This is a genomic window from Citrobacter sp. C13 (assembly GCF_014596815.2).
Classification (GTDB): Bacteria; Pseudomonadota; Gammaproteobacteria; order Enterobacterales; family Enterobacteriaceae; genus Citrobacter; species Citrobacter portucalensis.
In genome coordinates this window covers 1,549,772-1,562,269 of the sequence record NZ_CP115024.1, presented here as the reverse complement: position 1 = coordinate 1,562,269, position 12,498 = coordinate 1,549,772, and the positions used below count along the sequence as shown (strand labels likewise).

11 protein-coding genes are annotated in these 12,498 nt (G+C 51.0%); 2 read left to right on the top strand and 9 right to left on the bottom strand.

All coding sequences use genetic code 11. From position 1 onward, the window contains the following. Positions 1 to 71: 71 nt before the first annotated feature. The 6 genes from nuoF to lrhA form a co-directional block, all read right to left on the bottom strand. Complete coding sequence (gene nuoF, locus IB222_RS07355) at positions 72 to 1,409, bottom strand: NADH-quinone oxidoreductase subunit NuoF (protein WP_003839356.1); 1,338 nt, start codon at positions 1,407 to 1,409, stop codon at positions 72 to 74. Further along, positions 1,406 to 1,906: an NADH-quinone oxidoreductase subunit NuoE gene (nuoE, locus tag IB222_RS07350; RefSeq protein ID WP_003028069.1), complete on the bottom strand. Its 501-nt coding sequence runs from the start codon at positions 1,904 to 1,906 to the stop codon at positions 1,406 to 1,408. The genes nuoF and nuoE overlap by 4 nt, the downstream gene beginning before the upstream one ends. A gap of 2 nt (positions 1,907 to 1,908) precedes the next feature. Then, on the bottom strand, positions 1,909 to 3,711 hold the full coding sequence (nuoC, locus tag IB222_RS07345; RefSeq protein ID WP_003834757.1) for an NADH-quinone oxidoreductase subunit C/D: 1,803 nt from the start codon (positions 3,709 to 3,711) through the stop codon (positions 1,909 to 1,911). A gap of 85 nt (positions 3,712 to 3,796) precedes the next feature. Further along, positions 3,797 to 4,459 carry an NADH-quinone oxidoreductase subunit NuoB gene (nuoB, locus tag IB222_RS07340; protein WP_003028075.1) on the bottom strand — a complete coding sequence of 221 codons (663 nt, stop codon included), beginning with the start codon at positions 4,457 to 4,459 and terminating at the stop codon, positions 3,797 to 3,799. 15 nt (positions 4,460 to 4,474) lie between these two features. Continuing rightward, positions 4,475 to 4,918 carry an NADH-quinone oxidoreductase subunit NuoA gene (gene nuoA, locus IB222_RS07335; RefSeq protein WP_003028077.1) on the bottom strand — a complete coding sequence of 148 codons (444 nt, stop codon included), beginning with the start codon at positions 4,916 to 4,918 and terminating at the stop codon, positions 4,475 to 4,477. Positions 4,919 to 5,545: 627 nt separating this feature from the next. After that, entirely contained in the window at positions 5,546 to 6,484 is a 939-nt protein-coding gene (lrhA, locus tag IB222_RS07330; protein WP_003834760.1) for a transcriptional regulator LrhA, read from the bottom strand. Between the two features lie 927 nt (positions 6,485 to 7,411). Between lrhA and alaA the strand changes: the two genes are divergently transcribed. Both alaA and yfbR read left to right on the top strand, forming a co-directional pair. Further along, positions 7,412 to 8,629: an alanine transaminase AlaA gene (gene alaA / locus IB222_RS07325; protein WP_003028082.1), complete on the top strand. Its 1,218-nt coding sequence runs from the start codon at positions 7,412 to 7,414 to the stop codon at positions 8,627 to 8,629. Positions 8,630 to 8,712: 83 nt separating this feature from the next. After that, positions 8,713 to 9,312 (top strand): 5'-deoxynucleotidase, encoded by a 600-nt coding sequence (gene yfbR / locus IB222_RS07320; RefSeq protein WP_003028083.1) that lies wholly within the window; start codon positions 8,713 to 8,715, stop codon positions 9,310 to 9,312. Between the two features lie 63 nt (positions 9,313 to 9,375). Here the strand turns inward: yfbR and IB222_RS07315 are convergent, their stop codons facing one another. The 3 genes from IB222_RS07315 to IB222_RS07305 all read right to left on the bottom strand — a co-directional run bounded on the left by IB222_RS07315 (position 9,376) and on the right by IB222_RS07305 (position 12,450). After that, a complete protein-coding gene (locus IB222_RS07315) occupies positions 9,376 to 11,208 on the bottom strand; it encodes an SLC13 family permease (protein WP_126317642.1) in 1,833 nt (610 codons plus the stop codon). A gap of 77 nt (positions 11,209 to 11,285) precedes the next feature. Beyond that, on the bottom strand, positions 11,286 to 11,963 hold the full coding sequence (locus tag IB222_RS07310; protein WP_008785348.1) for a sugar phosphatase: 678 nt from the start codon (positions 11,961 to 11,963) through the stop codon (positions 11,286 to 11,288). Beyond that, complete coding sequence (locus tag IB222_RS07305; RefSeq protein ID WP_003028086.1) at positions 11,956 to 12,450, bottom strand: YfbU family protein; 495 nt, start codon at positions 12,448 to 12,450, stop codon at positions 11,956 to 11,958. The genes IB222_RS07310 and IB222_RS07305 overlap by 8 nt, the downstream gene beginning before the upstream one ends. Positions 12,451 to 12,498: the final 48 nt, after the last annotated feature.

Below are 12,498 nucleotides of genomic sequence, written 5' to 3'. Positions count from 1 at the left end.
CTTCCAGTTGGCTCGGTCAGTGACCAAGCGTTAATCGAATTTCTTATCGCGACGCAGGGCTAACCCTGTGATCACCAGCGCTCTTTCAGCAGGTTCGGCTGAATACCACCAATCGCATGGGTATTGCTGAAGGTCTGCTTGATGCCAGCTTCGAATTCTTCGCGGAAATATTTAATGGCGCTCTGCAGCGGTTCCACTGCACCCGGTGCGTGTGCACAGAAGGTTTTACCCGGGCCGAGGAAACGACACAGTTGCTCAAGTGTCTCGATATCCCCAGGCTGGCCTTCGCCACGCTCCAGCGCGCGCAGAATTTTTACACTCCACGGCAGACCGTCACGGCACGGCGTACACCAGCCGCAAGACTCGCGGGCAAAGAACTCTTCGAGGTTACGCACCAAAGGAACCATGCCAATCTCGTGATCGACAGCCATGGCCAGCGCGGTGCCCAGACGGCTACCTGCTTTACCAATGCTTTCGAATTCCATCGGCAGATCGAGGTGTGCTTCGGTCAGGAAGTCAGTCCCTGCGCCGCCAGGCTGCCAGGCTTTGAACTTCAGTCCATCGCGCATGCCACCCGCGTAATCTTCGAGGATCTCACGCGCGGTAGTACCGAAAGGCAGTTCCCACAGGCCAGGATTCTTCACGCGACCAGAGAAGCCCATCAGCTTGGTGCCCGCGTCTTTGCTCTTCGAAATGTTCTGGTACCACTCCACGCCGTTCGCGAGGATAGCCGGTACGTTACACAGGGTTTCGACGTTGTTTACGCAGGTCGGTTTGCCCCATGCGCCAGAGCTTGCCGGGAACGGCGGCTTGGAACGTGGGTTAGCACGGCGACCTTCGAGGGAGTTGATCAGCGCGGTTTCTTCACCGCAGATGTAACGCCCTGCCCCGGTGTGGACAAACAGTTCGAAGTCGAAACCGGTGCCCATGATGTTTTTGCCAAGCAGACCGGCTTCGGTCGCTTCGGCGATCGCGCGACGCAGATGCACGGCTGCTTCGATATATTCACCGCGCAGGAAGATGTAACCACGGTACGCTTTCAGCGCAAACGCGGAAATCAGCATGCCTTCCACCAGCAGGTGCGGCAGCTGTTCCATCAGCAGACGGTCTTTATAGGTGCCCGGCTCCATTTCATCGGCGTTACACAGCAGGTAACGGATGTTCATGGATTCGTCTTTCGGCATCAGGCTCCACTTCAGACCGGTGGAAAAGCCCGCGCCGCCGCGCCCTTTCAGGCCAGCGTCTTTTACCTGATTAACGATTTCGTCCGGTGACAGCCCGGTCAGGGCCTTACGCGCACCTTCGTAGCCGTTTTTGCTACGGTATTCGTCCAGCCAGACCGGCTGTTTGTCATCACGCAGACGCCAGGTCAGCGGATGGGTTTCGGGAGTACGGATAATGTCTTTCATTTATACCGCTCCAGTAGTTCGGGAATGCCTTCCGGGGTCAGGTGAGCATGAGTATCCTCATCGATCATCATGTTTGGCCCTTTATCGCAGTTCCCCAGGCAACAGGTCGGCAGCAGCGTAAAGCGACCATCAAAGGTCGTCTGCCCCGGCTTGATGTTGAGTTTTTTCTCAAGCGCGGCCTGAATCCCCTGGTAGCCGTTGATATGGCACACCACGCTGTCGCAATAGCGGATCACGTGGCGACCTACCGGCTGGCGGAAGATCTGGCTGTAGAACGTGGCAACACCTTCTACATCGCTTGCCGGAATACCCAGCACATCAGCGATCGCGTAGATCGCCCCATCCGGCACCCAGCCACGCTGTTTCTGAACGATTTTCAGCGCTTCAATGGACGCCGCACGCGGGTCTTCGTAGTGGTGCTTTTCGTGCTCAATCGCTTCACGCTCAGCCGCACTCAGCTCAAAAGCCTCGGTTTGTGGTTGTTGATTCTCGTGCATAATTAGCGGTCCACATCTGACATAACAAAATCGATACTACCCAGATGGACGATTAAGTCGGACACCAGGCTGCCACGTACCGCTACCGGGATCTGCTGCAGGTGCGCATAGCTCGGGGTGCGGATACGGGTACGGTAACTCATGGTGCTGCCATCGCTGGTCAGGTAGTAACTGTTGATACCCTTAGTCGCTTCCACCATCTGGAAGGACTCGTTTGCCGGCATAACCGGACCCCACGAAACCTGCAGGAAGTGGGTGATAAGGGTTTCGATATGTTGCAGCGTGCGCTCTTTCGGCGGCGGCGTCGTCAGCGGGTGATCCGCTTTGAACGGGCCTTCCGGCATGTTATTGAGGCACTGCTCAAGGATGCGCAGACTCTGGCGTAGCTCTTCAACTTTCAGCATCACGCGGGTATAGCAGTCGGACACACCGCCGCCAACCGGGACTTCAAAGTCAAAGTTTTCGTAGCCAGAGTACGGACGCGCTTTACGCACGTCGAAATCAATACCGGTCGCGCGCAGCGCAGCACCGGTACAACCCCAGTCCAGCGCTTCTTTCTTACCGTAAGCGGCAACGCCCTGCGAACGGCCTTTCAGAATGGTGTTACGCAGTGCGGCTTTCTCGTAAGAATCCAGACGTTTTGGCATCCAGTCGAGGAAGTCACGCAGCAGCTTGTCCCAACCGCGCGGCAGATCGTGTGCCACACCGCCGATACGGAACCAGGCCGGGTGCATACGGAAACCGGTAATCGCTTCCACCACGTCATAGATTTTCTGACGGTCGGTAAAGGCGAAGAATACCGGGGTCATCGCGCCGACGTCCTGAATGAACGTGGAGATGTACAGCAGGTGGCTGTTGATACGGAACAGTTCGGACAACATCACGCGAATCACGTTGACGCGATCCGGCGTGGTGATACCAGCCAGCTTCTCAACGGCCAGTACGTAAGGCATTTCGTTTACGCAGCCGCCGAGGTACTCAATACGGTCGGTGTACGGAATGTAGCTGTGCCAGGACTGACGTTCACCCATCTTTTCAGCGCCACGGTGGTGGTAGCCGATGTCAGGTACGCAGTCGACGATTTCTTCGCCATCAAGCTGCAGCACAATACGGAAAGCGCCGTGAGAAGACGGGTGGTTAGGACCGAGGTTGAGGAACATGAAGTCCTCGTTTTCGGTACTACGCTTCATACCCCAATCTTCTGGTTTGAAGGTCAGCGCTTCCATTTCCAGATCCTGTTTGGCTTTAGTCAGCTCAAACGGATCGAATTCGGTCGCACGCGCCGGGTAGTCTTTACGCAGCGGATGACCTTCCCAGGTATGCGGCATCAGCAGACGCGTCAGGTGCGGGTGACCTTCGATATCGATGCCAAACATTTCCCAGGTTTCACGCTCATACCAGTTGGCGTTCGGGAACAGTTTGGTGAAAGTCGGTACGCGCAGATCGTTTTCAGACAAAGCCACCTTGAGCATGATATCGCGATTGCGTTCAATGGAAATCAGGTGATAGAAAACGGAAAAATCCGCGGCAGGTAACCCTTCGCGGTGCGTACGCAGACGTTCGTCCATGCCGTGTAAGTCAAACAGCATGACGTAAGGTTTCGGCAGTCTCTTTAAGAAATCGCCAACTTCCAGTAATTGTTCACGCTTGACCCAAACAACGGGTACCCCGGTGCGAGTCGCCTGAACGGTAAAGGCATCCGGCCCAAAACGGTTGCGCAGTTCGCCAATGACCGGGTCATCAAGGTGATCCCGTGTTTGCCATACAGCGTCTTGCGCGGTTAAGTCGGTCATATTGTTCACCATTGCAAATGGTCCGTGGTGGTCGGCAGTGCTTCGCGCTATTTATGTAGTGATAAGCGAAGGAAGTGCTGCTGCCGACAGGCGCAAATTAAATCTCGTCTGGTGTACGAAGATTCGTTACAGCAATACGTTCGCCGCGTTTACGCTCGCGTTCTGACTGCATATTGGCGCGATAAACGCCCTGATCGCCAACCACCCAGGAGAGCGGACGGCGTTCTTTGCCAATGGAATCTTGCAGCAGCATCAGAGCCTGCATATACGCTTCTGGGCGCGGCGGACATCCCGGGATGTACACATCGACCGGAATAAATTTATCAACGCCCTGCACCACAGAATAGATGTCGTACATACCGCCGGAGTTGGCGCATGCGCCCATGGAAATAACCCATTTCGGTTCCAGCATCTGATCGTAGAGGCGCTGAATAACTGGCGCCATTTTGGTAAAGCAGGTTCCGGCTACGACCATCAGGTCAGCCTGACGCGGCGATGCACGCAGTACTTCCGCACCAAAACGGGCCACATCGTGCACGGCGGTAAACGAGGTCACCATCTCAACGTAGCAGCAGGAAAGGCCAAAGTTATATGGCCAAATTGAGTTTTTACGGCCCCAGTTAACCATGTCATGCAGTTTGCCCATGAACACGTTTTTGTTAACTTCTTGTTCCAGGGGGTCGGTTACGATCTCCTGTTTTTGCAGGGGGTAACGGTCGTTCTCACCGTTAGGATCTATGCGGGTGAGCGTATAATCCATCTTAATGCCTCGCGGTTAGCGTTGACGATTAGCGATACTGTTCGTTTCCGGGTTCATACGCTCGCGGCGTGAACGCGCGGGCGTCCAGTCCAGCGCGCCAATACGCACCAGATAAACCAGACCTGCCAGTAACACAAAAATAAAAATTGCAGCTTCCACAAAGCCAATCCAGCCGCTTTCACGGATAGAAGTTGACCATGCGAACAGATACAGCGCTTCAACGTCGAAGATAACGAAGAACATGGCTACCAGATAAAACTTGGCAGACAGGCGCAGGCGGGCGGTGCCGACCGAGTCGATACCTGATTCAAACGGCACGTTTTTAGATCTCGCGCGTGCGCGACCCCCTAAAAACCAGCCGCCGACGAGCATCAGGCAGCACAGGCCAATGGCAACGATAAGAAAGATAGCGAATGCCCAGTGATGAGCGATGATTTCAGTGGATGTTGACATACTCATTGCTTACTCATCAAAAGTAGCGCCAAATTCTCTGCTCTTTTCGGCAGATGAGCGCCACATCGATTCATGGGGAGGAATAAAAAAAACCTTACAATCACTGTGAAAAATCATTTTATACAGCTAATTGATGGGGTTTTTTACTCCTTTCTATAACCTTTTGTCAACTTTAACAAAAGTTTCCTCACATTATTTTACACTGTTCCAACCTCATTAACATAAAGTGCTCTTTAGACCTATTTCGATTGCATCATCGGTCATTTTTAATGTTGTTGAATCGTGTCCGTAGTGAAGTAAAAAAGATAATACACGTCTATTTTGACAGGAATTCACCCAGATGCCTCCCCCTAAATGGGAGTATTTTCTTGATCTGTGACACGCTTTTGTTAATTCACCATAAAAAACAGCAACAATTTCTCTAGTTTTTTAACATGGAAACATTTAACAACTCAGCTGATTATTTTTCATCCTATTGTCAGTCAGTTTTTTTACCTGCTGATTTTGTTAAGTTTTAGTATATGAATGAACAGAAAGCAGTAATATTTGCATAAAAAAAGAGCCGCTGGATGTTTTTTCATCATCAGTGGCTCTTTTTTACACTTACATTTTAAAACGTTTTTTTGTGACGCTTTACTCAAAGTCGCCTTCAACAATCAGCGAATCATCTCCCCCTTCAGGGGTAAACTGATTGTATTGCCAAGGATTTTGATAGGTCTGCATCGACTTAAAGATAACCTGAGCTAATTCATTTTGCGTGGCCGGATCGCTGCACAACAGATACTCGGTATCAGGCAGAGGTGGCAATCCGTCCGCCGCACCCAGTACGCGTAAATCCGGGCTCATCATTTCTACAGGACGCGCAGTAACGCCAAGCCCTGCTTTTACCGCCGCGCGGACCGCAGGCAATGTTGAAGCGACATAGGCCAGACGCCACGGGATCTGTGCGGCATTTAACGTCGCCAGCACGATATCGCGAAACGGGCTGGGATCGTCCAGCAGAACTAAAGGCACCGGCTCACCTTTTTGCAGGATATATTCGGCTGCGCAATACCAGTGCGTCGGTGAAGTCCGCAAATTCAGGCATTCAAAATCGCCAGGGCGATTCGTGGTGACCACTAAATCTACTTCTTGCGATTTAAGCATCTCCACCATATAGGCATTGCGTTTCACTCTTACATCAAGCGCAAGTTTCGGATAAACCGAACTAATGCGGTTCAGCAGAAATGGGAGTATGGTGTCCGCGGATTCATCAGAAGCACCGATAGTTAACACCCCCTGAAGATTGTTAAACATCAATGATGAGCATGCCTCATCATTAAATCGCAGTATTTTCCTGGCGTAACCCAACAGCTGGATACCATGTTCGGTCAGCAGTTTGTTGCGTCCATGGCGCGCGAACAACTCTTTCCCCACAAGTTGTTCAAGGCGCTGCATTTGCTGACTTACCGCAGACTGAGTTCGACATACCGCAGCTGCCGCAGCCGCGAAGGTATTCAGGTCGGCAACAGCAACAAAGGTTCTCAGCAGATCGAGGTCGAGGTTAATTATCGGACGATTTGCATTTATCATAGTTTTTCACTTACTCGCGGGTCATACCGGGTTAATGCTGTGCATTCAGAATCAAACAACTCCATTTGTAATGTGCCTCCCTTCAGTTTCGCTTAGTGTAACCAAGTGAAAATAAGGATGTATTTGGTTTAACAAACGAAACAATTCTCTTTCTGAGCTATTTTAATACCCGTGATATCCATCGGAATATAGCAACGAGAAAGAGCCGTATTTTTAGCTGCTGGATGATTCTGACTAATGGAAAACATGTAAATTTTGTAAATTTAAAAAATAGTTAACGAACAATAATTTACACATTAAAAACTAACTTTTCAGTATGTTAGGAACAACCAACAAACATTTGAATTATCGTAAAATTCGTACTACACACCATTTCATAGGAGTTATCTTAACCTAAAACCACTATATTTATAAGTGTTATCGCGAATAATTCCGGGCAAATTGGTGTTATGTCAGTGCAACGGTTTTCGTATTATTAGCCCACTCAATTTGATGTCGTTTAAATAATAAATAATAATTAATTAAGAATCTCTCAATTCATTAATTATACTTAACAATGGATTCACACCGCATCACGCAGGGATCAGACCGATAACAGATTTCGCAGGCAAAACCTCAGTATTTTCGAAATACGCCATTCAGCTGAGATCTCGGCTACCTTTTTCTTTACAGGCCTAACTTTTTTAGGCCAGACAAATCACCATACCCACACTAACAAAGCAAAATATAAACCACAAAAAACACAACAACCCAGATTATTACTCTACAAAAATCATATTATTTAGTTATTAACAGTGAATTATAACCCTCCTGCTTTCCAAAATCTTCTACTAAAGACCCTTCAAAACTCACCGTCGTGGGAGTACATTGTGCTGGGCTGACTTCCACGGCAGGGAGTGGCATTCACAGCTAAAAAGGTCAACGTTCATGTCCCCCATTGAAAAATCCAGCAAATTAGAAAACGTCTGTTATGACATTCGCGGCCCGGTTCTGAAGGAAGCAAAGCGCCTGGAAGAAGAAGGCAACAAAGTTCTGAAACTGAACATCGGCAACCCTGCGCCTTTCGGGTTTGAAGCGCCAGATGAAATTTTGGTGGATGTGATCCGCAATTTGCCAACTGCGCAAGGATATTGCGATTCCAAAGGCCTTTATTCAGCCCGCAAAGCAATCATGCAGCATTACCAGGCCCGTGGGATGCGCGACGTAACCGTGGAAGATATCTATATCGGTAACGGCGTATCTGAATTGATTGTGCAGGCCATGCAGGCATTGCTAAACAGTGGGGACGAAATGCTGGTTCCTGCACCTGATTATCCACTGTGGACGGCGGCGGTTTCGCTCTCTGGTGGTAATGCCGTGCACTACCTGTGTGACGAATCGTCAGACTGGTTCCCGGACCTGGATGATATCCGCGCCAAAATTACGCCGCGTACCCGTGGGATCGTCATCATCAACCCAAACAACCCTACTGGCGCGGTGTATTCTAAAGAGCTGCTGATGGAGATTGTTGAGATTGCCCGCCAAAACAACCTCATCATCTTTGCGGACGAGATTTACGACAAAATTCTTTACGATGACGCCGAGCACCACTCGATTGCGGCAATGGCCCCTGACCTGCTGACTATTACCTTTAACGGCCTGTCAAAAACCTATCGTGTTGCCGGTTTCCGCCAGGGCTGGATGGTACTGAACGGACCGAAGAAACATGCCAAAGGGTATATCGAAGGCCTTGAGATGCTGGCTTCTATGCGCCTGTGTGCCAACGTTCCGGCACAACATGCCATTCAAACCGCACTGGGTGGATATCAGAGCATCAGCGAATTCATCATGCCTGGCGGACGTCTGTATGAGCAACGTAACCGCGCCTGGGAACTGCTTAATGACATCCCCGGCGTCTCTTGCGTAAAACCGCGCGGTGCGCTGTATATGTTCCCGAAAATTGATGCTAAACGCTTCAATATTCATGACGACCAGAAGATGGTACTCGACTTCCTGTTGCAGGAAAAAGTACTGCTGGTCCAGGGGACGGCATTCAACTGGCCGTGGCCGGATCATTTCCGCATCGTCACGCTACCGCGTATTGACGATATCGAAATGTCGCTGAGTAAATTTGAGCGTTTCCTGTCAGGGTATCGCCAGCTGTAACCACGCAAAGTGCTGCCGGGTTTGCATCCGGTAGCACTCTCTGCGCAAAATACCGTTACTGAAGTCACTGAGTAAGGGTCGTTATGAAGCAGAGCCACTTTTTTGCCCACCTCTCCCGTCTGAAACTCATTAACCGCTGGCCGCTGATGCGCAACGTGCGCACCGAAAACGTGTCCGAACACAGTCTGCAGGTTGCCATGGTTGCCCATGCGCTGGCCGCAATTAAAAACCGTAAATTTGGTGGTCAGGTTAATGCTGAGCGTATTGCCCTGCTGGCGATGTATCACGATGCGTCAGAGGTGTTAACCGGCGATCTCCCTACCCCAGTGAAATATTTTAACTCGCAGATTGCTCAGGAATATAAAGCGATAGAGAAAATTGCCCAACAAAAACTGGTCGATATGGTTCCTGATGAGCTGCGCGATATTTTTGCGCCACTCATTGATGAACATGCCTTAAGCGAAGAAGAGAGGTCGATTGTTAAACAGGCCGATGCCCTGTGCGCGTATCTGAAGTGCCTGGAAGAACTCTCCGCCGGTAACAACGAATTTCTGCTGGCGAAAACACGTCTGGAAAAAACGCTGGAATCACGACGAAGCGAAGAGATGGACTACTTTATGGACGTGTTCGTCCCGAGTTTTCACCTCTCATTAGATGAAATCAGTCAGGATTCTCCATTGTAAGTTTGCGACAACGTTACCTTTGTAGGCCGGATAAGGCGTTAGCCGCCATCCGGCACATAAAAATCAAAACGGAAACAGCATCGGGATCATCACCACGCACACCACCATCACAATGATGGTAAACGGCACGCCAATTTTTACGAAATCGCTAAAGCTGTAGTTACCCGGCCCGAGCACCAGTGTGTTTACCGGTGAAGAAACTGGCGTCATAAAGGCTGCGGAAGCCGCCATCGCAATCACCATCGCAAAAGGATACGGCGAAACGCCCATAGACTTTGCTGCCGCCAGCGCAATCGGCGCCATCAGTACCGCCGTCGCAGTGTTAGAGATAAATAACCCAATGGTCGCGCACAGCACGAACAGGCAGCCCAGCATCATATACGGGCCGTACCCTCCACCAACGTCCATTAACCCTTTAACCACCAGATCAACACCGCCCGTTTTCTGTAATGCCAGCGCAAAGGGCATCATTCCGACAATCAAAATAATACTTGGCCAGTGAATGGCTTTATAGGCGCTTTCGGCATCAATGCAACGGAATTTTCCCATCAGCAAACAGGCGATAATCGCGGCAACCGTATTAGGAATTTCATCGGTGAGCATTAACGCGACCATCAGCACCAGACAGAAAATCGCATGCGGCGCCTGGCTGTGCGCCGGGGAGGCTTCACTAACTTCCACGGGCATATTCAGCACCACGAAATCGCGCCCTTTTTGCCCCAACAAAGTGATGAGTTTCCAGTTACCCACCACCAGAATAATATCGCCCATCAGCAGCGGCTCATTGACGACCGCCCCGTCCAGCGCCGCACCATCACGCTTCAGTCCGACGACATTCAGACCATAACGTGTGCGAAAGGCGATTTCCCGTACCGTTTTGCCGATCAATTCCGATTCAGGGATCAATGAAATCTCGGCCATACCCACATCAAGCGCCTGCTCAGAGAAGTATTCGCCACGCAGCACCATTGGCTCCAACAGTTGCTCGCTGCAAAATTCACGCAGGTCAACGTCGGCCGCTGACATATCGATCAGCAATACGTCACGGGCACGGAACTCAGAAACCCCGTTAACATCAACAATCACGCGGCGAAAACGCCGCCAGCGTTCAACACCAATCACGTTTGCCCCGTAGCGCTCACGCAATTTCAGGTCATCCAGACGTTGGCCAATCATGGGAGAACCCGGGCGAATCGCCAGGCGACGAGCACGTCCTGTCAGGCGATATTCTTTAATCAGGTCGCGAAAGGTCCGGCGCTTCCAGCCGTCTCCCGGCTGCCCGGAGTCTTCGCCTTTCAGCATAAAACGCATCACCAGCATATAAATTATGCCGAGTACCAACACCACCAGCCCCAGTGGGGTTACGCTAAAAAAGCTAAAACCGTTAAGTCCTTCACGTAACAATTCACTGTTGACGACCAGGTTCGGCGGCGTTGCCACCAGCGTCATCATGCCGCTTATCAATCCGGCAAAGCTCAATGGCATCATCAGGCGTGAGGGGGAGATTTGCATGCGCATGGAAACGCTTAAGACAACCGGAATAAAGATGGCGACCACACCGGTCGAACTCATGAAGGCACCAAGTCCGGCTACGGTTATCATCAGCAACACCAGCATTTTCACTTCACTGCTGCCAGCCACCTTCACCAGCCAGGCGCCCATTACCGTCGCCACCCCGGTACGCACCAGGCCGTCGCCGATAATGAATAAAGCCGCTATCAAAATAACGTTAGGATCGCTGAACCCGGAAAAAGCCTCTGTGATGCTCAATGTTCCGCTCAGAACAAAGGCAATAATGACCAGCAAAGCGACCGCGTCCATACGCACTCTGCCAGTTGCAAACAAGACGACGGCAATCGCCAGCAATGAGAGAACCCATATCAATTCACCGTTCACAACATATCCTTGTTAAATGAGAGGGATGGACTGATTCTGCCATAAAAAAGCCCCAACAATCTGGGGCTAAATCATGATCAGGTATTTCTTATAACGACCACATTTCCGTTGGGTTGTTTGGTCACAGAAATATGTTCCAGACTGGTCAGCGAAAAATCAACTTCGTCCAGACGCGGCGTATCCGCTGGCGCGTTAACCGCGATGACATGGCACCCAGCCGCCAGTCCTGAGAGCACCCCTGCGGGGGCATCTTCCACCACTGCACATTCCTGCGGTGCCAGGCCCAGAAGCTGAGCGCCTAACAGATACGCGTCTGGTTCTGGTTTCCCTCTCTTTACCCGCTCGGCGGTGACAAACACTTCAGGAGCAGGAAGCCCAGCAACACGATGGCGCGCCCGTGCGACCGGCATGGAGCCGGAGGTCACAATCGCCCATGGAATACCCGCTTTATTGAGATGGTTGAGTAAATCAACAGCCCCCGGCAGCGCGGTGATCCCGGCAGTTTCCGTCGCTTCGATCTGCTCCAGACGGGTAAATTCCGCGGCGATCTCTGCCTCAGACTTGCCCACCATAAAGTGTCGCAGGGAGGTAATGGCCTGCTTACCATGAATAAAGCCGAGTACCTCGGCGTGATCGAGGCCGAAGCGATCGGCCCAGTTGCACCACGCACGCTCTACTGCGGGTAAGGAATCGACCAGCGTTCCATCCAGATCAAACAGAAAACCTTTGCACTGCACGCTCGCCCCCTCAGGCATTAATGATTTGGTTAATTTCATTCGCGCTCAGGTGATACTGACGCGGGCAAGAGTGCCAAACATTCAGCATACGCTGATATTTTTCCCACATTGGGGTCTGGGCGTTGAAGCCATGCGTACCCGCATCAAAGTGGGTGTAACGACCTTCCACATTGACCATAAAACGAACATACCCGAGGAAACGGGCTTCCGTTGCAGCGTCAAAACCGAGGAAGGTCACGCGACGCTCATCAATAGCCTGTGCATCCTTAAGATTAGTCCAGGACACATGTAATGCGTGATACATCTCCATAATATCGATAATCGTACGACAGGTTTCTTCCGTCAGCTCACCAAACTCACGATCCAGCTCACGCATCTGCAAGCCGTAACCGCGTTCAATAATCGTCTGCAAACGACGATAACGCTCGGCGTTAGTTGGGTCGAGCATAGTCATCATTTTGTACTGATTCGACAAAATCAGACGTTGAGCGTTGGTCATTTCCATTTGGGACTCCTGTATCACTACTACTGCGATGAAAAAAAAGAAGGCATC